Genomic DNA, 25862 nt, shown 5'->3' with positions numbered 1-25862 from the left:
CTGGTCAGCCGGTCTCGCGGAGTTCGCGTGCGGTCAGCGATCGTGGCTCGACGATCACCCGCGCCGGCGCCTCCAGGGCGCTCTCTCCGGCGCCGAGCTCCTCCAGGTTGCGAGCGGTGACCAGCACACGGCCCTCGAGCGAGCCGACGGTGGCGTTGAACGCCTCGACGGAGCCGCGCAGACTGCGACCGAGCTTGTCGAGATGCCCACCCATCACGCCGAGTCGGGCATGCAGGTCGCGGCCGAGCTCGTGGATCTCGCGGGCGCGCTCGGCGACCTGCGCCTGCGACCAACCCAGCGCGACCGTCTTGAGCAGCGCGATCAACGTGGTCGGCGTGGCCAGCACGACGTTGCGGCCCGCCGCATGCTCCAGCAGCGACCGATCTGCCTCCAAGGCGGCGGAGAGCAGGCCCTCGCCAGGGAGGTAGAGCACGACGAAATCGGGGGAGAGGTCGACCGCACGCCAGTACCTCTTGGCGGAGAGGGCGTCCACGTGCTGCCGCACCTGTGCCGCATGCCTGCCCAGGTGGTGGCGAGACTCCTCCGGCTCCCCAGCCTCGGTGACGTCGAGGAAGGCGTCGAGCGGCACCTTGCTGTCGACCACCACGTGGCGGCCGCCGGCCAGGTGCACCACGAGGTCGGGCCGCACGATGCCGTCAGCGGTGGTGAGGCTCTGCTGCTCGGTGAAGTCGCAGTGCTCCAGCATCCCGGCGAGCTCGACCGCCCGGCGCAGCTGGAGCTCGCCCCACCGGCCCCTGACCTGTGGACGGCGTAGGGCGGTGCCCAGCGCGGTGGTCTCGCGGCGCAGGTCGGTGGCGCTCAGCCGAACCTCCTCGACCTGCTGGCGGATCTGCCCCTGCCAGTGGGCACGTTCGCGCTCCAGCGACGTGAGCTGCTCCTGAAGTTGGCGCAGGCCGGCGTGGACGTCGGCGTCCCGGCCTACCTTGTCGGCCAGCGCCTCCGTCACGGCCGCGACGTCGCCACTCGGCGCCCGCCCCGCCCGCAGCGACGCGGCCAGCCAGCCCAACGCCGTACCAACGCCGATGCCGAGCGCCAGCCCGAGCAGCAACAGTGCGATCTCCATGGGGCCACCATGACGCAACCCCCCGACACAGCGCCTGGCGGAGCGACCACAAATCCGGCGCATGACAGCGAGCGGGGGCCTAGTCAGCGAGGTCGACGATCAGCGGGGCGTGGTCGCTGGGCTTGCCCTCGAAGCGGGCGGGATCGCGCTCTTCGCGGTCGATGAAGGCCCCGGTGACGCGCTTGGCCAGCGAGGGCGAGCCGAGCACGAAGTCGATGCGCATGCCGCGGTTGCGCTCGAAGCGCTGGCGGTAGTAGTCGAAGTAGGTGAACCCGTCGGGGTGCGGGGTGTGCGGACGGGCGACGTCGACGTAGCCCTCGTCGAGGAAGGCGCGGAAGGCGGCGCGTTCCGGCTCGGTGACGTGGGTCGAGGTGGCGAACTGGGCGATGTCGAAGACGTCCTCGTCGGTGGGGGCGATGTTCCAGTCGCCGACCAGCGCGGCGTCCTCGCCCACCCACTGGCCGGCGGCGGCCCGGAGCCGGGCCAGCCAGTCCAGCTTGTAGAGATAGTGCGGGTCGCCGATCTTGCGCCCGTTGGGCACATACAGCGACCAGATCCGGACGCCCCCGCAGACGGCGCCCAGCGCGCGGGCCTCCGCGGCCAGCGGCTCGCCGAAGCCGGGCATCTCGGGGAACCCGACCTGCACGTCGTCGATGCCGACCCTGCTGATCAACGCGACGCCGTTCCACTGGTTGTAGCCGGCCGCGACTGTCTCGTAGCCGAGCGATTGCAGCCCCATCAGCGGCAGCTGCTCCTCCCGTGCCTTGGTCTCCTGCAGGGCCAGCACGTCGATCTCATGCCGCTGCAGCAACGCCTCGACACGGTCGATCCGGCTCCGCAGGGAGTTGACGTTCCACGTCGCGATACGCACGGCCGACACCCTACGTGTGACCGAGGAGTAACCCCCGTCACACCGGTTCGTTGCAACACTATGTTGAACACGCGTCCCACTCTCCGAGTCGTCGCGCTGACGGCACTGTTCGCGCTCCTGGCGGTGCTGCTGCCGGGGCTCTCCGCCGCTTCCGCGGCCCCGGGCGTACGCCGGGTGGCTGCGGTGCCGGCCCTGGCGCCTGGGTGGGAGCCGGGCCCCGCGACGTACGGGATCGTGGTCACCAAGGACGTGCCGATCACGATGCGTGACGGCCGGGTACTGCGCGCAGCGATCCATGCGCCCGCCGACCCGGCGACCGGGAAGGCGGCGCCGGGACCGTTCCCGGTGATCCTGGTGCAGACGCCGTACGGGAAGTCGTTCGACGGCCAGGTCAACGACTACATGGTCAGGCGCGGCTACATCTTCCTCACCGTCGACGTGGCCGGCACCGGCGGGTCCGAGGGGCAGTCGCAGCTCTTCGGGCAGGTCGAGGCCGAGGACGGTGCCGAGCTGGTCGACTTCGCCGCACAGCTGCCGCACAGCACCGGCAAGGTGGGTGCGACCGGCTTCTCCTACCTGGGCATCGACCAGGTCTTCACAGCCTCCGAGGTGGGACCGAACTCGCCGCTCAAGGCGATCTTCCCGGTCTTCACCGCGGCCGACCCCTACCGCGACCTGTTCGTCAGCGGCGGCGTGGTCAACATGGAGTCGTCCCTCGGGCTGATCGCCGGCTACTTCGGGCTGCGCACCCTCACCCCGCTGGGGGAGCGGATGAGCAACCCCTTCGACGCGCTGCGGCTGGCGTTCCAGCACGGGCTGGCCGGCATCCCGTTCGAGCTCACCACCGGCCTCAACGTGCTGCTGCAGCAGGGCCGCGTCTATGACTCGGAGTACTGGCAGGAGCGGGCCCCGCAGCGGGTGCTGCAGAAGGTCGTCGACAACGGCGTTGCCGCCTACATCGTCGGTGGCCAGTACGACGTCTTCCAGCGCGGGGAGCCGCTGCTCTACAGCGGTCTGCAGAACGCTTGGGCGGGCCGCTCCGTCACCGCCCCGATGCTGCCCGACCAGCAGGTGACCAGCGACTACCAGCTGCTGTGGGGGCCCTGGGACCACGGCAACCAGGGAGAGGGCATCGACCTCGACCGGATCAAGCTCGCCTGGTTCGACCACTACCTGAAGGGCGTCGACACCGGCATCACCGACACCGACAAGCCGTTCGAGGTGCTGGAGGGCGACAGCAGCTACCGCGTGGCGTCGTACCCGTCGGAGGAGGCGCAGGTCGAGCGTCTGCATCTCGCCCCGGGCAAGAAGCTGACTCCGGCGGCCGTAGCCGGCGCCAACCAGAGCATCTGGTTCAAGGGTCTCTCCTTGGCCTGCTCGCAGGCAGTCAACCAGTGGGCGGCGGGTGCATTGCGGGCGTTCGTGGAGTTCTGTCACGGGCAGCCGGCGCTGCAGGGCCTGCTGGATGCGCTCCAGCCGGGCGATGCGACCTGGGACACTGCCCCACTCGCCCAGCCGATGCGGCTCTCCGGGCCGCTCTCGCTGACCCTGAACGCGACTTCCAACAGGCCGGAGACGATGTTCGTCACCGAGGTGTACGACGTCGCTCCCGATGGCACGCAGCGGTTGCTCACCGGCGGCGCGCAGCTCGGCTCGCTACGGGCGGTCGACCCGGTGCGTAGCTGGGCCGCGGGCAACGACTGGATCATGCCGTACCACCCGCTCACCAAGGCCTCGGCGCAGAAGGTGCCGGTCGGGCAGAGCACCCGCTACGACATCGAGATCCGGCCGTCGTTCGTCACCATCCCGGCCGGTCACCGGCTCCGCTTGAAGGTGAAGACCGGTGACACCCCGCACCTGCTGCCGCCGCCGATGAAGCTGCTGGAGCTGCTGGGCGGCCTCTACCGGGTGCAGCCGGGGAGCACACTGAACCTCACCGTCGACCGCTGACGCACGGTGTGGTGTCTTGAGGGGCGCACGTGCGCCCCTCAGACCCAGACCGGCGTCGTCTCGCGGACCAGGGCTTCTGCCTCGGCCCGGGGTAGGTCGACGAGCACGACGGACTCCGAGCCTGCGGCGGTCGTCGCGGTGAGGGTGGTCAGCCCCAGCCTCCGCTGGAACCAGTTCGCGGCGATGACCCAGCCGATGATCCCGTCGCGCTCCAGGACCGATCGCGCGCGGGTCAGCGAGGCGGCGCCCACCACGAGGTGCCGCTCCGTCAGGCGATGGCCGAGGTGCCGGTAGGACTGGTCGCCGACGAAGAGACCCCAGGCGACCGCTGCGACGAGCGCGACGCCGCCCCACAGCGGCGAGAGCCAATCGGCGATCCAGAGCCCGACCACTGCGACGGTGGCCAGCCCGCCCCACGCCCGTACGCCGCGGATCAGCGCCCGACGGCGGGCCGAGGAGCCGTGGGGGTGCAGGTCGAGGTCCAGGGCCGCGGTGGCGCCCCGCTCCGGCGGATGGTCGCCGGCGAGGATCTCCTGAGCGACGCCGACCGCTACCTCGCGCGGCACCTGGGGAAGCACCGCGTAGGTGCCGTCTTCGAGGCCGGTGACCAACGCGCTGAGGCGGGCTCCGCCCACTGCGCGGAGAAGTACCGGCTCGGTCATCTCGACGCCTCGGACCCGTGCCTCCTCCACGGTGGTGGAGGTGGTGGTGAAGAGCCCGCGGGTCAGCCGCAGGTTGCCGCCCTGCCGGACCAGCCGGAGGTTCCACCACTGCACGAGGTAGCCGACCATCGTCGTCGCGCACCACGCCAGCAGACCTCCCAGGATCACCACCAGCAGCAAGGCGCCGAGGGAGAGCGCGATCAGCCAGTCCCAGATCGCCTCGCCGGTCGAGCCGAACGGCAGGTCGAGCTGGCTGACCGCGCCGATGGCCGCGGCGGCCAGGGCGAGCGGCAGCAGGCTGAACGGCGCGAACCGTGCCCAGCCCGGGTCGAAGGTGGCCAGCACGTGTGCCGGAGCCGGTGGTTGCGCCTCGGGCACAGTGTCGACCGGTGCGCTCTCGCCTGGCTGAGTCCCGTCCGGCCGGGTCCCGCCGCCCCCGCTCGGTCGGGGTTCACCGGACTCGTCGTTCCCGCCCGGCGCACCGTGCGGAGGCCGCGTCGGCCCCGTAGCGGCCCGCATCGCCAGCAGCCGGTGGTGCAGCGCCTCGGCCGGTTCAGCGCCGAGCGAGTCCAGCGTGATCGAGCCGTCGTCGACGCCGGTGCCGATCTGGACCTTGCGCAGGGCCAGCAGCCGGTGCAGCAGCGTCGCCTCGAGGTCGACGGAGCGGATCCGCTCGAGTGGGGCGGTCAGGGTCTGGCGCTTGAGCACCCCGGTGCGCACCACCAGTGCGGTGCTGGTGATCCGATAGGTCGTGGTGAGCCAGGGCAGCACGCCGACGACGATCGAGATGACCAGGGTGATCGCCGCGATGATGAGGCCACGCATGCCGTCGGTGCTGCCGATGCCGACGGTCGCGATGGCTGCGGGTACGAGGAACCCGCCGATGGCGCGAACCGGTCCGAGCAGGAGCATCCGGGCGTCGAGGCGCTCCCAGGAGGGTTCCGGTGTCATGTCGCGTCGCTCTCCGACGCGGCAGTGATCGCGGTCAGCCGTGCGACGACCTCGTGGGCCACGTCGAGGTCGAGACCGGGAATGCTGACCGGCCCGGCGGCCGACGCCGTGGTCACGGTGACCTCGGCCAGCCCGAAGAGCCGCATCACCGGCCCCTGGTGGGAGTCGACCGTCTGGACCCGGTTGAGGGGCGCGATCCGCAGCTCGGTGGTGAACCAGCCGGTGCGGGTGCAGATCGCCTCGTCGGTGACCTCCCAGCGATGGATGCGGTAGCGCAGCCCCGGGCTCACCGCCAGGCTGATCACCGAGCCGACCACCGACAGACCGGCGATGAGGCTTGCCCACCACGGCCATGACGGCAGCACGAAGTAGAGCACGACGATCACCGCCGTCTCGACGACCAGCGTGGCGAGCTCGGTGGTCCGCCACATGGCGACGGCACGGGGCGAGACCTGGTGGGCCGGGTCGCGCAGGGGGACGGGCAGATCGGTGGGCGTGCTCACCGCCCCATCCTCGCAGGCTCCTGGGCGCAGGCGGCTACCTGGAGAAAGCGATCAGCGGACGCCCGGAGCGGGGGTGGACGAGCACGTCGGCGGTGACGCCGTACGTCGCCTCGATCAGGTCGGCCGTCAACGTCGTCGTGGTCTCGCCGGCCGCGGCGATGCGGCCCGCCGCCAGCACGACGAGGTGATCGCAGAACTCGGCAGCGAGGCTGAGATCGTGCAGCGCGGCGATCACGGTGATGCCGTCGGCGGCCAGGTCCTGCAGGAGTGCCAGGGTGTGCAGCTGGGCGCGGACGTCGAGGTGGTTGGTGGGCTCGTCGAGCAGGAGCAGGCGCGGCTCCTGGGCCAGCGCTCGGGCGAGCTGGACACGTTGGCGCTCGCCGCCGGAGAGGGTGCCGAGCTGCCGTCCGGCGAACTCGGCTGCTTGGGCACGCTGCAGTGCGGAGGCGACGACAGCCTCGTCGTCGGCCGACCCCCACGACCAGCTGGACTGGTGCGGCGTGCGGCCCAGCTCGACGGCCTGGCGCACGGTGAGGGAGAACTCGCTGTGCACGTCCTGCTCGACCAGTGCCAGGGTGCGGGCTCGCTCCTTGCGGGGCAACGCCAGCAGGTCGACCTCGCCGAAGCGCACCGCACCGCGGGCGCGCTGGGTGCCTGCCAACGCCCGCAGCAGGGTGGACTTGCCGGCGCCGTTGGGGCCGACGAGCGCGGTCACCCGACCGGCCGGCGCCGCGAAGGTGACCTCGTCGAGGATCAGTCGCCCGCCCAGCTCGACGGAGATCGCGTGAGCCTGCAGGGTCATGGGTTCTCCCTGACCAGTTGCGCGAAGTCAACGCACCATGCGCGCGAAGTGAACCCGCCGTTTGCGCGAACTCGACTTGCCATGTGCGCGAACTCGACGACCCTCATGCCCGCTCCCGGTTGCGCAGCAGCACCATCACGAAGACCGGGGCGCCGACCAGGACGGTGATGATGCCGACCGGCAGCTCGCGGGGTTCGAAGAGTGTCCGGGCGCCGGTGTCGACCCAGATCATGAAGATCGCGCCGACCAGCGCGGAGTAGGGCAGCAGCAGCCGGTGCCGGGAGCCGACGACGAGCCGTACGGCGTTGGGCAGCACCAGGCCGATGAAGCCGATCGATCCGCTCACCGCGACCATCGCCCCGGTGAGCAGTGCGGTGCCGCCGAGTAGCAGCCACCGGGTGCGCGAGACGTTCACCCCCAGCGCGGCGGCCGCCGTGTCGCCGAAGGCGAAGGCGTCGAGGACGCGGCCGAAGAAGACGACCGGCAGGCCGATGAGCAGCAGCGTGATCCAGGAGACCCGCACGGTGTCCCAGTCGGCGCCGGCCAGGGAACCGAGCAGCCAGTTGAGGATCTGGCGGTAGGAGTCGCCCTGGGTGTTCCAGAAGATCACCAGCGACGTGATGGCGCCGAAGAAGGAGGAGACGGCCAGCCCGGACAGCACGGTCCGGCTCGGGGTGATCACGCCCAGTGAACGGGCCAGCAGCAGGGTGCCGACCAGCGCGAGCATCGCACCGGTGAAGGCGGCACCGGTGAGGGAGACCGAGAGCCCGGTGAGCAGCACCAGGACGGCTCCGAGGCTCGCCCCCGACGACAGCCCCAGCAGGTAGGGATCGGCCAGCGGGTTGCGGGTCAGCGCCTGCATGACCGCGCCGCTGACCGCGAGTCCGGCCCCGACCGCGGCCGCGGTGAGCACCCGGGGCAACCGGAGCTCCCAGACGATGCCGTCGCGCAGCAGGGTGAGGTCGCTGGTGGCCAGCCCCAGGTGACTTCCGATGGAACGCCACACCTCGCCCGTGCTCAGGTCGGCGGGACCGATCGTGACGGCTACGACGACCGAGACGGCGAGTGCTGCAAGCAGCAGCGGCGCGGTCAGGGCGAGCGTCGCCGTACGAACGCGACGGGTGACCGGACGCGTCCCGGCAGGGGCGAGGGTGGGCGCGGTCATTCGCTCTGCAGCAGTCCGAACTCGTCGAGCTGGTCGGCCAGGTCGGCGGCAGCAGAGACCGAGCGCACCCCGGCCTCGGCGGCCGGGAACGGGATGACGAGGTAGCGCTTGGCCTTCACCGCCGAGAGCTCGCGGGTGGCGGCGTTCGACTCGAGGGACTTGATCTTGTCCGCCGCGGTGTTCCAGGCGGCGTCCACCAGCACGAGGACGTCGGGGTCGGCGTCGACGATCGCCTCCCAGCCCAGGGAGGTCCAGGTGGCCTTCTCCGTGACGACGTTGGTCAGGCCGACGGCGTCGAGCACCATCGCCGGCGCCCCGATGGTGCCGCCCACGAAGGGGGTGTCCTCCCCTGACGACCACCAGAGCGCGGTGGTGCCGGGGGCGGCCTTGCCGACCTTCGCCAGGGCCGCCTCTTGGTCGGCGATGAGGCGATCGGCCGCCTCGGTCGCACCGAAGATCTTGCCGGCCTCGCGGAACTGGTCGAAGAGCAGCGGGAAGGTCATCTTCTCCGGCTGGTACTCCGGCTCCTGGCAGGCAGCGGGGGAGACGTAGCTGTTGACGCCGAGCTTGGCGAGGGTGTCGCGCTCGCCGGCGGTGTCGGCGGCGAGGTTGGACTCCCAGCCGGCGAAGACCAGGTCCGGCTCCTGCTCGAGGACGACCTCGTTGCTCGGCGCCTGGTCGGAGAGACTCGTGAGACCGGTGGCGTCTGCGGCCCACTGCTCCGGCACTGGGCCGTCGGCGAAGGCGGTGCCCACGATCCGGTCGCCCAGGCCGAGCGCCAGCATCAGCTCGGTCGAGGTCGACTTGATGGTGACGACGCGCTCGGGCGGGGTGGTGAAGGTGACCTCGGTGCCGCAGTTGTCGACGGTCACGGGGTAGCCGGCGGCCGGCGCGTCGTCCGCCTCCGCCTTCTCGTCGGAGGAGCCGCAGGCGGCCAACGGAAGGGTCAGCGCCGCGACCAGGGTGGCCGCAAGCAGGCGGCGTCGCGGGTGCTCCGGCGTACGGCCGGGGGTGGAGAGGGACAGGGGGGTGATGTCAGCCATGGGCTCCGGACTTCTCGGGTGTGCGGGCAGGATCGAAGTGCGGTTGCCGAGGTCGCAACCGCGCGGGATCAACGCACCCCAGGTCCGGGGAGGGTGTCACCGGACGAAGTCCCATCCGGTGGATCACGGCTCACGATAGACCTCCCCGCTCGTGCCCGCCCACCCGGTCCCGTGAACCGGCAGCGGGACAGCCCCAGGCGGCGGATAGGATCGCGACCGCAGTCGCCAGCGAGGAGCACGCCCATGGGTCGGATCGGGTACGTCGTCGCTTCCGACCGGGTGCGGCCACGCGAGGCCGTCGATCTTGCCGGGCTGGCGGAGGCGGCCGGGTTCGACGGCACCCTGGCCACGGATCTCTTCCAGCCCTGGTTGCCGACGCTCGGCGAGGCCCCTCATGTCTGGTCCCTGCTGGGTGCTCTGGCCGAGCGCACCACCACCGACTTCGGCGCCGGCATGGCGGTGCCCGGCTACCGGGCGCACCCGGCAAGCATCGCCCAGGCGAGTGCCACCCTCGCCGCCCTGCACCCCGGCCGCCATTTCCTCACCGTCAGCGCGGGCGAGGCGCTCAGCGAGCACGTCACCGGCGGCTACTGGCCCGAGGCCCCGGAGCGGATCAATCGGCTCTTCGAGGCGATCGACCTGATCAAGCGACTCTTCGTCGCCTCGTCGGCCGGCCGCGACGTCCGGTACTCCGGCGACCACTTCCAGTTGGAGACCACGCGCCTGTGGACGATGCCGGAGTGCGCTCCGGACGTGCTGGTGGCCACGGGTGGCCCGGTCACCGCGCGGCGCGCCGGCCGGTCCGCGGACGGGCTGCTGGCGGTCGGGGTCTCCTACCACCAGGCGGCGCTGGTGCTGGAGCGCTTCCGCACCGGAGCGCGTGAGGGTGGCAAGGACCCCGACGCGATGCCGACCTGGCTGCACCTCAACGTCTCGTGGGCGCCGACGGACGAGGAGGCGCTCGCCCAAGCGGCGGCGTACTACCCGATCGGGGCGATGAGGTTCGCCCGCGGCGATCTGCGCAGTCCGCAGCTGATCGAGCAGATCGCGCGGCTGGTGCGCCCGGAGGATCTGGTGGGGCGGCTCCCGATCAGCGCCGACCCGCAGGTGCATGCCGAGGAGCTGCGCCGCTACCTGGAGCTGGGTTACGACCGGGTCTTCGTGCACAACGTCGGTCGCAACCAGGCGGCGTTCCTGCAGGCGTACGGCGAACGCGTTCTTCCCGCTCTCACCTGACGGTTCGGCCGTGGGTCGGGGCGGGACGTAGACTTCCCGCCCGTGGCTCTCACCATCGGCATCGTCGGACTCCCCAATGCAGGCAAGTCGACGCTCTTCAACGCACTGACCAAGAACAACGTGCTCGCGGCGAACTACCCGTTCGCGACGATCGAGCCCAACGTGGGCGTGGTCGGCGTGCCGGACGAGCGGCTGGGCAAGCTCGCCGAGATCTTCGGCTCGGAGCGGCAGCTGCCGGCGACCGTGGAGTTCGTCGACATCGCCGGCATCGTGCGCGGCGCCTCGCAGGGTGAGGGCCTGGGCAACAAGTTCCTCTCGCACATCCGGGAGTCGGCCGCGATCTGTCAGGTCACCCGCGTCTTCCGTGACGAGGACGTCACGCACGTCGACGGCGAGGTCAACCCGGCCAACGACATCTCCACCATCCAGACGGAACTGATCCTGGCCGACCTGGAGACGGTCGAGCGCGCGATCACTCGTCTGGAGAAGGAGTCGCGCAAGGTCAAGGACCTGGTGGCGAACCTCGATGCGGCCCGCGAGGCGAAGGAGGCGCTGGAGGCCGGTACGCCGATCAGCGCGACCTCGATCGACCGTGCGCTGCTGCGGGAGCTGTCGTTGCTCACGGCCAAGCCGTTCATCTACGTCTTCAACTGCGACGCCGACGAGCTGAACGATGAGGAGCTCAAGGCGAAGATGCGTGAGATCGTCGCGCCGGCCGAGGCGATCTTCCTGGACGCCAAGTTCGAGTCGGAGCTGATCGAGCTGGACGACGAGGAGGCGGCCGAGTTCCTGGCCGAGGCCGGCGTGACCGAGCCCGGTCTCGAGGTCCTCGCCCGGGTTGGCTTCGACACCCTCGGCCTGCAGACCTACCTGACGGCGGGTCCCAAGGAGAGCCGTGCCTGGACGATCCGCAAGGGCGACACCGCTCCCGAGGCCGCCGGCGTGATCCACACCGACTTCCAGAAGGGGTTCATCAAGGCCGAGGTCGTCTCCTTCGACGACCTCGTCGCCGCCGGCTCCATGGCCAAGGCCAAGGAGGCTGGCAAGGTGCGCATGGAGGGCAAGGACTACGTCATGGCCGACGGCGACGTGGTGGAGTTCCGCTTCAACGTGTGAATCGGCGCGTTTGCGCAGGTCGGAGGGGGGCTAGGGGCTCCCAGTCCGCACAGAGTCCGCAAGGATCTTGGCGTGCTGGGATCGATGTGGCCTTTTTCGGAGGGCCGATCTCCGGCCCGGTGCTGCGAGTGAGCCCCCCGGCCAGCGCGGATGAGCAGACGTCGGCGCGACCATCCCGTGAATTTGTCGTGTTGCGGTTCTTCCGCCTCATGCTGACGAGGGCCTCGGTGCCTCTTGGGGAACGCGACCTGAACGTCCCGGCAATATTGACGTTTCTGATTCGCAAAGGACGCGACAACTGACTTCTGTTTGATAACGTAGGCCGCGTGGACCTCGTGCTGACCCCCCAGATGCTCGTGCTGACGCGCGAGGCTAAGGGCTGGACCCAGCGGGACCTGGCCGCTAAGACCGGTATATCGCAGGCTGTGATCTCCAAAATCGAGTCCGGCGCGACTGACGTCGCCGGCGACCGCCTGACGCATATCGCAGAAGTACTCGACTGCCCGCCGGCCCTGCTCTGCCGTCCGATCGCCCGCGTCGACACCGCCAACACGTGCCTGCACCACCGCCGTCGCCAGTCGAAGCTCAGCGCGGCCGCCACCAAGCGGATCGACGGGATCGCCCACCTGACCCGCGTCACCGTTGAGGGAATCTTCGACGGCGTCCACGCCCAGCTCGCCACCGACATCGACCCTGTCGATGTCATCGCCCACGCCAACGCCGCCGCCGTGAACGCGGCCCGCAACGGATCGACCGGGGCAGGACTGGATGCAGGGCACTCAGAGCGGGAGGCGGAAGAGGGCGCCACATTCGACCCCGTTCGCGCCGACGCCGCCGCCCGGTACCTTCGCCAGCGCTGGCAGCTGTCCGGGCCGGTCCAGAACCTCATCGGACTTCTCGAGGCCCACGGCATCCTCGTCGTCTACCGCAACCTTGGCAGCCGGGCTCAGGACGGCGTCAGCAGCTGGCCAGCCGACCTCACGCAGCCGCCGATCATCGTCATCAACGCCGACCTGCCCGCGGACCGAGTCCGGTTCACCCTCGCCCATGAGCTCGCCCACCTGCTGCTGCACCGCATCCCCAGCGACGACGCCGAACGCGAGGCCAACCGCTTCGCCGGCGAGTTCCTCGTCCCCGCGTCCGAGATCGCGGGGCAGCTCGACGGCCTCAATACCGGTGACCTCGTGCGCCTGCTCCGGCTAAAGGAGGAGTGGGGTGTCTCCATCGGCATGCTCATCCAGCGCGCCCGCGACACGAACCACATCTCCGACCGCCAGTTCCGCGAGTTCCGGGTTCGGCTCGCCAAACTGGGGTGGGACATCAACGAGCCAGGCAATGTCTCCGTCGAGACCCCCACCCTGCTGGCCAAGGCATTTGCCATCGGGCAGAGCCAGCTCGGTCTCACCATGAAGGACCTTGCTGCGATGGCGTACATGACCCCAGCGAGCTTCGAGCGGCACTTCCTGCCGGCTCCGCAGGAGCAGCTCGCTCCTCGCCGCGTTCTCAACCTGAACGCCACCAGCACCACAACCCCTGCGAGCCCTTCGAGCCGCCGAACCCCCGAGAGGCTCGCGGCCACCGCGGGCACCGACCTGTCGTCCACGGACGGCGATAACCGCAGTAGTGGAGGGAACTGAGATGAACCCGAGCACCGGCCTCCGCCCAGCCGCTACGTCGGCGACCGACGTCAACGCGATCTTCGACGACGACTTCCCTCACTTGCTGGTCCACACTCGCGCCGACCGCCTCGACCTGGTCGCTCCGGTGTGTGCCAGCGAGAACCTCGGTGCCGTCGTGTGCGTCAGCCTCGGCTCGGCCAACCACGTCCTGACCGACATCGCCAAGCGCTACGTCGCCAGCGGCGCCGCCCCGAGCGCGCTGATGCTGGACGCCGACCGCTACCGGGGCAAGAAGCGTGCATATGGCGCGACCGAGATGAGCAGCACCTGGGTGCGGATGCAGACCAACCTCGGTATCGCCCACCCTTTGACCAACTCTGGCTACATCCCTGCAGGGGACATCAAGGCCCTGCGCGCGGTTCTCCGCGCCACGGAGAAGATGGGACGCCACGTCGTCGCCGCACTCCCGGTCGCCAACGAGTTCCTGACCCGCGACCTCGGCGACCTTATCGACGAGGTCAATGCTGCCGGAGTCGCCATCGGCCTCATGGTCGAGCACAGGGATGACCCGTTCGGGGCGCGGAAGAACGTCAGTGGCCTCATCGAGCTCCTTGAGCGAGCCGAGGTCCCGGTCCTGCTTCTGCGCTGCGACCTCTCGATCGTCGGCGCGCTTGCCTGGGGTGCCCGCAGCGGCGCCTTCGGCACCTCGACATCGCTGCGTCACATCTACCCCATCGGCAAGGGCGGCGGCGGGGGCCACATCCCGTCGATCTCCGCGATCGTCAAGGACACCCTCAGCCTGACTCGCCTGGACAAGATCGACGACGCCATCCATCGGCTGCCCGACCCAATGTGGTCCTGCCCGTGTACGACCTGTTACGGCCGTTCCCTGGACTGGATGGCGACCGAGGATCAGGCCTTCCAGCACAGCCTCGCGATCGTCTCTGTCCTGGTGGGCGAGGTGCTCGACGACAACCTCACCTCCAGCCGGCGGCGGGAGCTGTGGCGCGGCATGTGCCAGACCGCTCAGTTCCGGGCACTCGAGCTCGACAGCGAGACCGGCGGCGCCTGGGGCGACGCTCCGAAGTTCCTCGGCGCCTGGGTCGCACAGGTTATTCAGGGCACAACCGTCTGACCGTCGCCTCCGCGACCGAGATCTACGACGAGCGGGCGTCTCTGCTCAGGAATCAGTGAGTAAGGGCAAGGTCGAGCAACTGCTCGAACCGCATGTTCGTCACACCTCGCCGACGAGCCGGCACAGGCGGCAGCTTCCACTGAAGCGCGCCGGTTCCGTCCGTTGTGGCGACGCCGATGCCGCGCCAGTCGCATTCCGCGAGAGCTAGCGGGTCCATGTCGGCATGTGCGGGGGACAGCAGGACCGGCATGCCGTAGCCGCCGAGGCGAGACATCGAAGTCAGGCTGGTCCTGCCCCAGATGCCGAAGAACATTGCATCGCGCACCGGTGCCGCGGCGGCGGTGCCGCCACCGTCGAGACGCTCTCGCAACGTGGCCCGGTCGAGTGCAGGCGGAAGGCCGATGTGGAGCCGAGCGTCGATGACGGCGTCATCGAAGTCGACTGCCGTCACCACGGTGGTGTCGGCGAGTGTTGCCGGCCCTAGCAGTGACGCGTCGACCATTGTTGCGGCAGCAGCAGCCGCGACTGCGGCCTGCGCCCACTCGACGCTCGTCGCATCACCGACCAACTTCCGCCATCGCTGCTGAGCAGTGCGCTCGCACGGGGCGCCCGAGGCGAGGTCGCTAAGCACGGTCATCCACCTACCTTCTCTTGCCCGTCGTCGACCTCGGCACTCGGGATGATCAGGATTCGCTTGGGCGAGCTCTCGGACAGCGAGAAGTAGACCTCGTCGCCCGGCTCCAGGTTGAGCTCTCGCAGCAGCCGGGCCGGTATCGAGACCTGTCTGACCGTGGTCAGCCTTCGAGGCCCGATTGGAGTCGCCATCTCTCTATACTAATAGAACTATTAGCCAGCGGCCTATTCGGTCTCGCCGCACCTCGCCCCGTCAAATTGGTCGCTGGCACGTCCCGCTGGCGCATGCCCTGGACTCATTCAGCCGGGCTCGCCCCAAACCTGGCCAGAGTCGCGGACGGCTTGCCGAGCGACGCGGACATGATCGACTCAGCGGCCTTGCGGGGTGCGGTCCTCTGCGGTTGGCCACAGGTGGGCGTATGTGTTCAACGTCGTCGTCGGCTTCGAGTGCGCAAGCTGGACCTGCCCCAGGCGGTCCGTGAGGCGTGGCAACCGCTGATCGACGCCGCCACCGCCTCGCAGGACCGACCGCCGCGCGATCCCGGCGGCATCAGTGCGCGCATCGCTGGCGAGATTGGCCTAGCGTGGCCGCAGAGAAGGGAACGAAAGCGCAATCCCGCCTGATGCTCACAGCCCGAGGCTCGGCCCTCGACTCGCCGGGTGCGTCGGCAAGGGCGGCGGTGGCTGCGCTGGCCGCCTGCGGGGCTGCGCCCCGTAGCGCTCGATCGCGTCGATCGCCTGGCTGCGTGCGTGCGCGGGCCCGAGGTCCGCGCGGTTGCGTGCGAAGGTGTCGATCCACTGCTTCCGGGCTTCCTCGACGGTCTCGGCGACGAGGTGCGCGACGTTTGTCTGATGGTCTCTGGTCATTGCGACGTATGCCGAAGCGGCACCGTTGGTCGCGCTCAGGGCGAAGTGGGCTCGGTCAACGGTGTCGCCCTGGGCCCCGTGGACTGTGGTGGCGTAGGCGAGCTCGACGAACCGCGCGGCGTACTCGGATGGGATCTGACGCTCACGCCCCCTGCCGCGGAGCGTGATGCTGCCGTCTTCGCCGATGCCGGCGCCCGTCCAGGTCTGCCGGTTGGCGGCCTGGAGGTCGGGATCGTTGCGCCGGGTAGCGACTCGGTCGCCTACGGCGATCCGTTCGCCGGCCGCGGTGATGACCTCGCGGCGATTGGGCTCGTAGTCGCCTCGTCGTTCGCGGATGGCAGCGTTGAGGTCGGCCACCTGCTCCCGCCGGTCTGCGATGACGAGGTCGCCAGCGCCCCCGACGTCGGCGAGTGCCGCGGTCCGCTCGACCTCGGAGGCATGGACGACGATTTGACGGCGTCGCTGGAGCTCGTCGAACACGCGTCCCGGTCCGTCGCCGTTGCGCATGCGGAGGCTGAGCGCGGCGTACTCGGGATCCTCGAAGCGATGCACCTTGTCGAGCGAGACGACGGCGGTCGGGTGTGCCCAGGTGATGGCGTGGTCGAGTACGTCGCCGCGGCCGACGGCGGGTAGCTGGTGCCGGTCGCCGACGAAGGCGATCCGCGCGTCGGCTTCGTCGGCGATCGTGAGAAGCGCGCGGGCGGTGTCCTGGTCGAGCGTCCCGGCCTCGTCGACGAGCAGGAGATCGCCGACGAGTAGTCGCGCCGTCTCGTCGGGCACTGGGCCGGGTTCGCGGGTCCAGTGGCCGTCGGCGTCCCAGCGCCAGCCGTGCTGGTGGATGAGCCAGGCTGCGGAGTGGCCGTCGGCACCGGTCTCGGCAGCGGCGACCTCAGCCGCCTTGAGTGTCGGGGTGACGACCACGAGCCGGTGCCCCTGGCGGGCGAGCATCGACTGGGCCGAGCGCAGAGCCGTCGTCTTGCCGGCGCCCGCCGCGCCCTCGATCACGACGAGCTCGCCGCCGCCAGCGAGCGCGCCGACGACAGCGGCTTGCGTCGGGGCGACCCGGTCGAGCCCGCGGGCGCCGACACGGGCCCGGCCGGCTGGTCGCGTCCCTCGGCGTGACAAGCGGGCGATGAGATCGGCCTCGACGTCCAGCACGCGCGGCGAGGTGAACGACCTGACGTGCGCCGGAACGTCCTCGCCCTTCAGCAGGCGGCTACACCGCCCGACGGCCCGCCCCGTGATGTCCCCGGCCAGCTCGACCCGCAGCGCCCGGCCCGCGAGGAGGCAGGTCTGAGCGAGCAGGACCTCCGTCTTTCCGCGGATGTCGGCCTCGTTCCACGTCGAAGCCCTCGAGCCGAGAATGGAGACGACCAGGTCCGCGGCGGCATCCCGGTCGATCCATCCCGCCTGGGTGCCTTGAAGGGTGACGGACCCTGCCGGGCCCCTGTAGCCGAGGTCGCGGAGCTCATGGTTCCACTGGGCGACGCGCTCCCGCCCGTCGCTGGGCACGATCTTGTCGGGTCGAGCCTCGGCCCATGCGCGCCGGTCCCAGATTGCGCGGCGCCGTGGGCCGGGCTCCTCGCCGGGATGCTCGCTCCGCCATACGGCCTCGTAGCGGTCGACGTTGCGGCGGATCTGCGAGGCCCTGGCGCTGAACGCTCCCGCGTACGGCATGAGCTCGCGGATCTCGCTCGTGTCGGGGTCAATCGTGAATCCGTGGGCTGCGAGCACGGACCGAAACTCCGGATCGGTGGTCACAGCCGCGTGGCCGATGCCGTTGATGGCCTCGATCGAGTCGCGGAAGCCGACCGAGTGGAGGGCGCGCCGGCCGCCGGCGGCGTACACGCGGGCGTTGATCTGCAGGTGTAGGTGGCGGTGTGGATCGCCGGCGCGGGACGTGTAGTGCCGGATGATCGCTGCCTCCATCTTCTCGACCGGGACTTGCACCTGACGACCGCGCGGCCCGACGCGGGTGGTCGCGTGCGCGGCCACCCAGGCGACGATCTCCTGGGCGGCCTTGTCCTGGGCCGTGTCCAGCGCGGCCGAGATCTCCGGATGCAGCGCGGCCGCCAGCGACCATGTCTTGGGTCCGTTGACTGTGACCTCGACGAAACGCAGCGCGTTCGAGTCCTCCCGGACCCGACCCTTCTTGGATCCGGTGTCGATGTCGATCCCAGCGACCCACTGCTCATAGGTCTCGCCGTCCATCGAGCCGCCTCCCGCGACGCCAGCGGGGGTCGCGGTCAGCCGCTCCGCGACGCCGCTGCCCTCACCGAGGTAGTAGTCATCGGCGCGCGAGCGATCGCGCTCGACATAGGAGCGCGCGGCACGAGCAGCGCCTCGGTAGAACTTCACGCCTCCGTGCACGTAGATCACCGCCCCAGCGACGTCCGTCGACAACCAACGGACCCCTAGAAAAGCCGCGTGGGCCGCCCGATCACGGGCGACCCATCTACGAACCTTCGTAGCATGCGTGCCGCAGGAAAGGGAGGTGTTGAGGGCGAAGGGCGGGTGGAGGCTGGGGAGATCTTAGGGACCGACGAAAGTCGATGATTGTCAGTCAAGGGTGAACGAGAGGGGTGGGGCAGGTTGTCGGTGGCGGTGGTGCTCGTCAGATACTGAGTCCATGGCTGTCCCAGAGACCGATCTCGCGCGGATCCGGCGGTTCTGCGATGAGCAGGTCCCGCCCGAGATGCGGGACCAGGTGCGCGTGGAGTACCGCGTGCGCGGTCGGACCGTTACCCTCGTCGAGCATCGGCCGCCGTGGAATCCGGCATTGGGCCTGGAGTGGACCGACACTCCGCAGGCTCGGATGAAGTACGACGAGCAGACCAAGGGCTGGACCTTGTACTGGTTCGACCGGAACTCCCGAGCCCATCTCTACGACCTGCTCGAGCCGGATCTGCCGATCGAGCGGTTGTTGGCCGAGTACGACGACGACCCGACCTGCATCTTCAAGGGCTGACACGGCCTGTCTATCCACAGGCGTCTCCGATGCGATAGTGGCCGCGCGCTGGGCAACCTAGCGTTGCGGGATGTCGATCAGCTCGCGGACGCTCGCCGGCGACCAGCCGCGCGAGCGGCTCCTGCGTCTGGGACCTGGCGCGCTCAGCGACGCCGAGCTGGTTGCCCTGGTCGCCGGCATCGAAGCTGAGGGACGCGACGACGTTGCGGTGGGTCACGAACTGATTGTCGAGTTCGGCGGACTGAGTGGCCTGGCGACGACGTTTCCCGAGGAGCTGATGCGATCGTCGGGCATTGGTCCGCCAGAGGCAGCGCGCCTGGTTGCCGCGTTCGAGCTGGCTGCCCGGGCAACTGCGGCGCCGGTCAACCGTGTCGTGGACTCCGCGGCCGCGATCGCAGAGCTGGTCGCCCCGTTGCTCGCCCGTGAGAGGCGCGAGAAGGTCGTGGTCCTGGTGGCCGACGCCGCCAATCGCGCGCTTCGGCTTGTGCCCGTTGCGACCGGCGGCCTGGATTCGAGTCCGTTGCCTGTCCGAGAGGTGCTGCAGGCCGTGCTGCGGTACGACGGTCGAGCGTTCGCCCTGGCGCACAATCACCCCTCAGGCGATCCGATACCGAGTGCGCGAGACCGAGAGGCAACGGCCGCTGTGGAACGGGCCGCTGATGCGGTCGGACTTCGGTTCCTCGATCACGTGGTCATTGGGGATCGTTCCTGGCGCAGCGTCAGATGAGTTCGGCGAATGCCTCGTTCCTTGCCGCCGGGAGGACCGCGCTCGAAATTGCGTCACGTTGTTCTAGCTGCGCCTCGATCGCCTCGATCTGTGCGGCTAGGTCGACCAGACGACGTTGTTGATCGAGGGGCGGCAACGGGACGGCGATGTCCAAGAACCGCTGGCTGGACAGTGTCCGGTTCCGGTCGGCTGACCCCGGCGATGCCCTTCCAAGCAGCGACAGACCCATGGGCGTGGCGAAGAACAGCCGAAGATATTGTAGGTCGATGGCCGCTGGGTCGGCGGCTTCCCACTGAAGGAATCGGCTGGACGCCACCAGTCCTTCGTCGCCATCGCCGGTCATGGCTACGGCGCCCTCCCAAGCCTTGATGTTGCTGACCACAAGACGGCTTGGCCGAACAGAAAAGTAGCGAAGCTTGGAGAGGTCGACACCTTTGGTCGCCGGATAGCGAATCAGACCCTTGCCGAACGATCGCACCCCCAACGATCTGTAAGACTCGTCGGGCTTGACTTCGATCGGGCTTCTGGCTGACTTCAGGAGGTCCTTGAGGGGTCGGGAAGGGCAAGTCGAAATCTCCGTCCTGGCCAAGATGCGCGCCTTGACGCGCGCCAGCGGTACTCGCGTCTGGTCGAGGCGGGCAGTCATAGAGGCCACGCCGTCTAGGCGAGCAGCGATGCGTTGTTGCTCACGTACGTCGGGCAAGGGGATTTCCAGGCGCTCGAACAGTTGTTGTCCCAGTGTGCGGTTTCGTACCTGCGTCCCTGGCGAAGCCTGACGTATCTGATGGAGTCCCGGTTCGGAGAGGAAGTAATGCAGCAGGTAGCGCACATCAACGTCGCTGGTTCGCGGCACGTAGCTCAGGAAGCGATTCGATCCGATGAATTCCGTTTCAACGTCGGTCGACACGGCAAGTGCCGCCTCCCATGCCTGGATGTTGCTAAGAACGAGTGCGCCAGCCGGGACCTGAAAGTAGCGAAGGTTGCTGAGTTCGAGTCCGAGGCAGGGAGGTCGGTGGATGAACCCCTTGCCCCAGGAGTAGAGACCGATTTGCCGGTAGCTCTCTGTCTCGTCAATCGGAACGGGATTGCGGTGCAGCGATAAGACATCCCCCACTCGCACGCGTTGGACCGCCATCAGTCCTCGCTCGCCAGGTCGACCTGGAGGTCGCGGAGGGCTGCGAGGATCTGCTCTTCGACCGCGATCAGTTCCTTGACGAGCTCTTCGGGCGGGCGATGCGCCAGGTCGTCGGCACGATGCGGGTTGCGGAGGTCCAGGTTGTAGCCACTCGCGGCAAGCGTCGCGGGATCGACCTTCCAGGCGTGCTCATTCTCTACCCGTCCGGTCCGTTCGCGACCGCCCCACCAGGCTTGAAGGCCAGCTAGCTCCTCGAAGCGCAGCGGCTTCGTCTTGGTGTAGTTCTTCCGCCCTTCCGGCAGGGGCTGCTCGTAGAACCAGATGTCCTTCGTGGGTCCGCCGTGCTCGAAGAAGAGCAGGTTGGAGGGGATGAGCGTGTAGGGCGCGAAGACGCCGTTGGGCAGCCGCACCACGGTGTGCAGGTTGAACTCGGTGAGGAGCTTCTTCTTGATCCGTGCCGGCGCGCCCTCGTTGGCGAAGAGGACTCCGTTGGGCACGACGATCCCGCAGCGGCCCCTCCTCTTCTCAAGGCGCGCCATCACCACCTGCAGGAACAGCCAGGCGGTCTCCGCTGTCCTCGAGTCGGCAGGGAAGTTCTCCAGGCTGCTGCTCTCCTCCTCGCCCCCGAACGGCGGGTTGGTCAGAACCACGTCGACCCCAGCCTTCCGCTGGTCAGCCAGCGGGAAGGTCAGAGAATTCGTGCGGGTGACGTTGGGCTGCTCCACCTCGTGCAGGAGCAGGTTCATCTGGCAGAGTAGGTAGGGAAGTGGCTTCTTCTCAAAGCCGATGATCGAGTCCTTGGCCTTGGCGATCTCGGTTGCAGAGCGAGCTTGCGCACGCAGATGTTCGTATGCCTCAACCAGGAAGCCGCCCGTTCCTACGGCTGGATCGAGCACTGTCTCGCCCAACCGCGGATCGACCTGCTCCACCATCAGCCGGATCACCGGCCGCGGCGTGTAGAACTCACCCGAGTCTCCGGCAGCATCCCGCATCTCGCGCAGCATCGACTCGTACAAGTGCGCCATGGTGTGGATGTCGTCGGCGGATGTGAAGTGCACCTTGTCGATCTGGTCGATGAGGTCACCAAGGAGATATCCGGACAGCATCCGGTTGTTGGTCTCCTTGAACACCGACGCGAGCGTGGTGCGAGGGTCACCGGCCTGGCCGGAACCCTTGAGCCTGCCGAGGCCGGGTAGCAGGGTGCCGTTGACCCAGTTGATCAGCGCGTCACCCTGCTTACGCGTCGTCGGATCTGCTGCCCATACGCTCCATCGCAGTTCTTCAGGGAGGGCCGGCCGATAGCCGGGGTCGACGATCATCCGGTTCTGCTCAAGGTCGTCGAAGGCCTTGAGGAAGAGGAGCCACGAGAGTTGAGGAAGCCGGTCGAGGTCGCCGTTGAGTCCGGCGTCCTTGCGCATGATGTCCCGGCTGGACTTGATGACCGACGCGAGGCGCGCCTGTGGGGTCTGGGCGGCGGCCTTGGCGGCACGGGTCACTGGTGATTCTCCTCGGTGGCGAGCGCCTCGGCGTAGATCCGTTCGGCGGTGGAGCGGGCAGTCGGGTAGTCGATGCCCAGGTCGAGCTCGTTGGCCATGGCCGCATAGTCGTGTTCCCACGACGCGGGGAAGCTGGGGATCTGTTCGGGTGGCGGCACGCCGTCGCGCACCTGCCAGACCGTCCGCAGTCGATCAGACAGGTCAGGATTCGGCACCAGTCCCGCCTCCGCCAGCAGCACCACGTCGACCAGATCTTTCACCCGACTGCTGGGTCGATCGCCGGCGTACGTGCGGGCCATCGCGTGGAACTTCTCGGCAGCGTGCTGGGCGACGTCCACCGCCGGCATCGTGGTGCTGCTCAGACGCTCGGGGAGGATCGGCGGATGCACCTCGAGCGTGCCCACGGCGCCGGCGAGCTCCGCGCTCCGCGCGACGACGTCAAGTCGCAGGGGCGCGAAGACCTTGCCGCCGAGGAATGATGTGACGGTGAACTTCCAGCCGGGGTTGCCGGCCTCGTCGGGGGAGATGGCCTTCGGAGCGGACACCTGGAAGGTCAGCCCGTCGTCCGCGTCGACGTCGAGGGCATCGAGCAGCCGGTCCTGCACTTCGGCGCCGTCGAGATCGTCCAGCACGGCTAGGTCCAGGTCCTTCGTCGCCCGTGCCTGGAGACCGAGCCTGACTTCGAGGGCGAAGCCGCCCTTGAGCACCCAGCCCTCGGTCGCGGATAGCCGAACCAGGATCCGCTGGAACGCGAAGTGGCGGTGGATGCGGTCCGGTGCGACGTGTCGCTCTGCCGCGACGTTGGCGAGGCGGTGGTTGATGCTGTCGCGAAGGGCTCGGTCGACGCTCATGACATTGCCCCAAGGGCTCGTTCGATACGGAGGGCAGCCCGGTCGCCGGCCTCGTCGGAGCGAGTGCGGATGCGTCGCGCGGTCGTCAGCCCCTGGTTGAGCGCGGCAGCGACCGCAGCGTCGAGTTGCTCCTGCGTGGTGTCGCCCGCCGCGAGATCGAGCACAGTCCGCAGCGGTGTGGTCACCCGCCAGGCGCCTCGGTCGAGCACGTCCGTGTCAGGGAGGTTGCACACATGCGTGACTACCGCTGGATCGACGGCGCGGAACCCGGATGGCACGGACAGGTGCACGTGGCGCGGATCGAGCTCGCCGAGGTCGAGGACGAGAGCCGCCGAGTCGTGCGACACAACTCCACGGCCCTCGCTCCACAGAGTCCAGCGCACCCACTGGTCCTCGGGAGCGGAGGGCCAGTCGGGGAGTCGGAACAGGCCACGGTCGACCCGCAGCCAGTTGCCACTATCGGCGTGGTATTTCTGTGCCTGATAGCTGTACCCGAGGTCGAGAGCCTGGGCGGCGGTGAAGTAGCCAGCTTGGCTGAAGGCAAGGCGTTGCAGCGCCAGCCGCAGATCCTGTCGGGTACCAGCCATGGCTCGAGCATAGCGCATCCGAACTCAATCTATACTTTAGTTTTATGGGATTGGTGGTCATGAAAATAAAACTCACGCTGAGTACAGCCACCCCTGGAGTTCGCTGATGGCTTGGCGCCAGCCTTCAGCGCCGCCGAAGTGTCGTGCCGCTTCGACCGGTGAGCCGAAGTTACTCAGCGGCGGCACCTGGAAGGCGTAGACGTGGGTCATTTCCTCGACGCCGTACTCCTCGTAGCGATCGAGGAGGGCGGAGATGATCTCGCGCGCGGTCGGCACGAGCTCCTCGAGGTCGCTCGCGTGGTCTTCGCGCACCAGCCGAGCGCGTTCCGCCCTGGTCCGTTGAGGAACGTTCCAGGCGGCATGTGCGAGGACGTCGAAGGGGTCTGTGTCGGGCGCGAGCTCGAGGCGCCTGGACATCTCCTCGATGGACACGCCGCGGGAGGCGAGGCCCTCCTCCAGAACCGCTCGTAGCTGGGGATCGGCCCAGCGTGCGCGGAGGTCATCGATGGTCGGACACAGGACGCGCACCTGTCCGGCGAGGTAGTCCGCGTACTCGACCAGGCGGAGAGCGCCGGTGCTCGTGTCAGCGACGTAGTAGGCCTCTGCAGTGACAGTGACCTCGGTGCCATCGACGTAGTACTTCCTCGCCGGAGGCTGGTTGAGTTCTCCTTCCGCCTGGGTTCGGTCGAAGCGAGGCTCGGGTTCGCCGAGCGACGGCATCTCGGGGGCAACGTCCCCGAGCTCGCCTTCGACGATCTCGCCAGACTCGTCGATGCGCTCGGTCCGGAGGCGCACCGGCTCACCGTCGAAGCCTGGATCGGAGAAGAGGACGGACGCGCCGACGTAGTCCACGATCTCGAAGGAGTACTTGTCGTTCTCGGGGTAAAGGCGGGAACCTCGGCCGACGATCTGCTTGAACTCGACCATCGAGCCGATCGGGCGGAAGAGGACGACGTACTTCAGGTCCTGGACATCGATGCCGGTGGACAGCATCCGCGATGTGGTGGCGACCACGGGTGACGACGACTCCGGGTCGCTGAAGCGGTCGAGCTGGCGCCGGCCGGTCGCGCCTTCGGCGCTGACGATCCGGACCACCCAGAAGGGATCGGCCGCCACCTCTGACGGATTGTGCGCCACCATGGCCTGCCGCATCTGTTCCGCATGTTCGGAGTCGACGCAGAACACGACAGCACGCCCGGGGCGATCGCGGAAGATCTGACTGAGGTGGCGAGCCGCCGCGTCCGTTCGGCGCAGGAGTGACACGAGACGCTCGAAGTCACGGGTCGTATAGAGGCCATCGGGGATGTCCCGGCCGAAGGTGTCTACCTCACCGGGGTCCGGCCGCCATCCCTCGGCGTCCGGGGTCAGGATGATGCGCCGCACGGTGTACGGGGCAAGGTAGCCGTCCTCGATGCCCCGGCGCAGGGAGTACTCGAAGACCGGCTCACCGAAGTAGTCGTAGGTGTCGACGTTTTCCTCCCGCTTCGGCGTCGCGGTCAGTCCGAGGTGAACTGCGGAGTTGAACCGGTCGAGCACCGCTCGCCAGGACGACCCCGGCACGGAGCCGCGGTGGCACTCGTCGACGATCACCACGTCGAAGAAGTCCGGCGGATAGCCCTCGAATGTCGACTCAGCGTCGTTGCTGTTCTTCAGGGACTGGTAGGTGGCGAAATAGATCTCCCGACCCATGACGGCGTGCCCTTGGACGCGCGTGGCGCCGTCACCGAACACGGGTCGGAAGTAGCCGTCGAGGGGTTGCTTGATGAGCGCGTCGCGGTCCGCGACGTAGAGGATCCGCCGAGGTCGCTCGGCATCGACGACCTGCCAGTACGACAGGAGCTTCCAGCACAGCTGCAGTGCCGTGAGGGTCTTCCCGGAGCCCGTGGCCATCAGCAGGAGTACGCGGTCCTGACCGGCGAGGATCGCGCGCAGGACGCGGTTGATGGCGACCACCTGGTAGTAGCGCAACTGGCGGACGGAGCCGTCGGCGTTGGTCAGCGTTTGCGACAAAGGCTGGGTGAGCGCCGCGCGCGCCTCCTCATCTAGGTGGTGATGGCGCGCGTAGCGATCCCAGAGCTCGGGCGGCGTCGGGAAAGCATCCAGGTGTCGCTCGGTCCCCGTCGACAGGTCCCGCTCGATGATGGAGTGACCGTCCGAGGCGATCGCTGTGGGGAGGTCGAGGGCGACGGCATACTCGATGGCCTGCTGCAGGCCCTGTCCCGGGCTCGAGTACTCGCGCTTCGCCTCGACGACCCCGACAGGCAGGCCGGGCACGATCTCGAGCAGATAGTCGACTCGGCCGTCGCCGCCGAGGGTTGTGTTCGTGGCTAGATCGGAGCGGACCACGTACTCGGTCCGGAAGCTGTCTTCCCAGCCGGACTCCACCAATCTTGGAACGACAAACTCGCGGCAGGTGTCCCGCTCGTTCCGTCCCGTCATGGCCTCAGGCTAGAGGAGGTGG

Annotated in this window: 21 protein-coding genes and 1 pseudogene; 7 read left to right on the top strand and 15 right to left on the bottom strand. The window is 68.8% G+C overall.

Going from position 1 to position 25862, the window contains the following annotated elements:
* Positions 1-4 precede the first annotated feature (4 nt).
* Both DNK54_RS16145 and DNK54_RS16140 read right to left on the bottom strand, forming a co-directional pair.
* Entirely contained in the window at positions 5-1084 is a 1080-nt protein-coding gene (locus DNK54_RS16145; protein WP_110208027.1) for a DNA recombination protein RmuC, read from the bottom strand.
* Between the two features lie 79 nt (positions 1085-1163).
* Positions 1164-1955: an exodeoxyribonuclease III gene (locus DNK54_RS16140; RefSeq protein ID WP_110208026.1), complete on the bottom strand. Its 792-nt coding sequence runs from the start codon at positions 1953-1955 to the stop codon at positions 1164-1166.
* A 60-nt stretch (positions 1956-2015) separates the two neighbouring features.
* On the opposite strand from DNK54_RS16140, the gene DNK54_RS16135 reads away from it, so the two are divergent.
* On the top strand, positions 2016-3905 hold the full coding sequence (locus tag DNK54_RS16135; protein ID WP_110208025.1) for a CocE/NonD family hydrolase: 1890 nt from the start codon (positions 2016-2018) through the stop codon (positions 3903-3905).
* Between the two features lie 38 nt (positions 3906-3943).
* Here DNK54_RS16135 and DNK54_RS16130 read toward each other — a convergent pair whose 3' ends face one another.
* From DNK54_RS16130 to DNK54_RS16110, 5 genes and pseudogenes are all read right to left on the bottom strand, one after another.
* A complete protein-coding gene (locus DNK54_RS16130; protein ID WP_110208024.1) occupies positions 3944-5518 on the bottom strand; it encodes a PH domain-containing protein in 1575 nt (524 codons plus the stop codon).
* Positions 5515-6021, bottom strand: a complete 507-nt coding sequence (locus tag DNK54_RS16125; protein WP_239460144.1) for a PH domain-containing protein — start codon at positions 6019-6021, stop codon at positions 5515-5517. Before DNK54_RS16125 ends, DNK54_RS16130 begins: the two co-directional genes overlap by 4 nt.
* A gap of 214 nt (positions 6022-6235) precedes the next feature.
* Positions 6236-6823, bottom strand: a pseudogene (locus tag DNK54_RS16120) (ABC transporter ATP-binding protein); the annotation flags it as partial.
* A 103-nt stretch (positions 6824-6926) separates the two neighbouring features.
* Entirely contained in the window at positions 6927-7988 is a 1062-nt protein-coding gene (locus tag DNK54_RS16115) for a putative F420-0 ABC transporter permease subunit (RefSeq protein WP_110208022.1), read from the bottom strand.
* A complete protein-coding gene (locus DNK54_RS16110) occupies positions 7985-9031 on the bottom strand; it encodes a putative F420-0 ABC transporter substrate-binding protein (protein WP_110208021.1) in 1047 nt (348 codons plus the stop codon). Before DNK54_RS16110 ends, DNK54_RS16115 begins: the two co-directional genes overlap by 4 nt.
* 243 nt (positions 9032-9274) lie before the next feature.
* Between DNK54_RS16110 and DNK54_RS16105 the strand changes: the two genes are divergently transcribed.
* The 4 genes from DNK54_RS16105 (at position 9275) to DNK54_RS16090 (ending at position 14137) form a co-directional block, all read left to right on the top strand.
* Positions 9275-10267 carry a TIGR03557 family F420-dependent LLM class oxidoreductase gene (locus tag DNK54_RS16105; RefSeq protein WP_110208020.1) on the top strand — a complete coding sequence of 331 codons (993 nt, stop codon included), beginning with the start codon at positions 9275-9277 and terminating at the stop codon, positions 10265-10267.
* Between the two features lie 42 nt (positions 10268-10309).
* Positions 10310-11383: a redox-regulated ATPase YchF gene (ychF, locus tag DNK54_RS16100; RefSeq protein WP_110208019.1), complete on the top strand. Its 1074-nt coding sequence runs from the start codon at positions 10310-10312 to the stop codon at positions 11381-11383.
* 326 nt (positions 11384-11709) lie between these two features.
* Entirely contained in the window at positions 11710-13020 is a 1311-nt protein-coding gene (locus DNK54_RS16095) for a helix-turn-helix domain-containing protein (RefSeq protein ID WP_110208018.1), read from the top strand.
* Position 13021: 1 nt separating this feature from the next.
* A complete protein-coding gene (locus DNK54_RS16090) occupies positions 13022-14137 on the top strand; it encodes a hypothetical protein (RefSeq protein ID WP_110208017.1) in 1116 nt (371 codons plus the stop codon).
* A 52-nt stretch (positions 14138-14189) separates the two neighbouring features.
* Here the strand turns inward: DNK54_RS16090 and DNK54_RS16085 are convergent, their stop codons facing one another.
* From DNK54_RS16085 to mobF, 3 genes are all read right to left on the bottom strand, one after another.
* On the bottom strand, positions 14190-14774 hold the full coding sequence (locus DNK54_RS16085; RefSeq protein WP_110208016.1) for a hypothetical protein: 585 nt from the start codon (positions 14772-14774) through the stop codon (positions 14190-14192).
* A complete protein-coding gene (locus DNK54_RS16080) occupies positions 14771-14962 on the bottom strand; it encodes an AbrB/MazE/SpoVT family DNA-binding domain-containing protein (protein ID WP_110208015.1) in 192 nt (63 codons plus the stop codon). Before DNK54_RS16080 ends, DNK54_RS16085 begins: the two co-directional genes overlap by 4 nt.
* A 435-nt stretch (positions 14963-15397) precedes the next feature.
* Entirely contained in the window at positions 15398-18040 is a 2643-nt protein-coding gene (gene mobF, locus DNK54_RS16070) for a MobF family relaxase (RefSeq protein WP_239460143.1), read from the bottom strand.
* Between the two features lie 226 nt (positions 18041-18266).
* Here mobF and DNK54_RS16065 point away from each other — a divergent pair, with 226 nt between their 5' ends.
* Positions 18267-18605 carry a DUF3024 domain-containing protein gene (locus tag DNK54_RS16065; RefSeq protein ID WP_110208014.1) on the top strand — a complete coding sequence of 113 codons (339 nt, stop codon included), beginning with the start codon at positions 18267-18269 and terminating at the stop codon, positions 18603-18605.
* 70 nt (positions 18606-18675) lie between these two features.
* Positions 18676-19332, top strand: coding sequence for a JAB domain-containing protein (locus tag DNK54_RS16060; RefSeq protein WP_110208013.1), 657 nt, complete (start codon positions 18676-18678; stop codon positions 19330-19332).
* Here the strand turns inward: DNK54_RS16060 and DNK54_RS16055 are convergent.
* The 5 genes from DNK54_RS16055 to hsdR form a co-directional block, all read right to left on the bottom strand.
* On the bottom strand, positions 19325-20467 hold the full coding sequence (locus DNK54_RS16055; protein ID WP_110208012.1) for a restriction endonuclease subunit S: 1143 nt from the start codon (positions 20465-20467) through the stop codon (positions 19325-19327). The two genes, DNK54_RS16060 and DNK54_RS16055, sit on opposite strands and share 8 nt — an antisense overlap.
* On the bottom strand, positions 20467-21963 hold the full coding sequence (locus tag DNK54_RS16050) for a class I SAM-dependent DNA methyltransferase (protein ID WP_204164642.1): 1497 nt from the start codon (positions 21961-21963) through the stop codon (positions 20467-20469). Before DNK54_RS16050 ends, DNK54_RS16055 begins: the two co-directional genes overlap by 1 nt.
* Positions 21960-22814, bottom strand: coding sequence for a nucleotidyl transferase AbiEii/AbiGii toxin family protein (locus DNK54_RS16045; protein WP_110208011.1), 855 nt, complete (start codon positions 22812-22814; stop codon positions 21960-21962). Before DNK54_RS16045 ends, DNK54_RS16050 begins: the two co-directional genes overlap by 4 nt.
* Positions 22811-23401 carry a type IV toxin-antitoxin system AbiEi family antitoxin domain-containing protein gene (locus DNK54_RS16040; RefSeq protein ID WP_110208177.1) on the bottom strand — a complete coding sequence of 197 codons (591 nt, stop codon included), beginning with the start codon at positions 23399-23401 and terminating at the stop codon, positions 22811-22813. The genes DNK54_RS16045 and DNK54_RS16040 overlap by 4 nt, the downstream gene beginning before the upstream one ends.
* A 72-nt stretch (positions 23402-23473) precedes the next feature.
* Positions 23474-25840 carry an EcoAI/FtnUII family type I restriction enzme subunit R gene (gene hsdR / locus DNK54_RS16035; protein ID WP_204164641.1) on the bottom strand — a complete coding sequence of 789 codons (2367 nt, stop codon included), beginning with the start codon at positions 25838-25840 and terminating at the stop codon, positions 23474-23476.
* Positions 25841-25862: the final 22 nt, after the last annotated feature.

The sequence above is a fragment of the Nocardioides daejeonensis genome (assembly GCF_003194585.1).
GTDB lineage: Bacteria > Actinomycetota > Actinomycetes > Propionibacteriales > Nocardioidaceae > Nocardioides > Nocardioides daejeonensis.
Note: the sequence above shows the minus strand (reverse complement) of the source record. Positions and strands in the feature narration are given on the sequence as shown.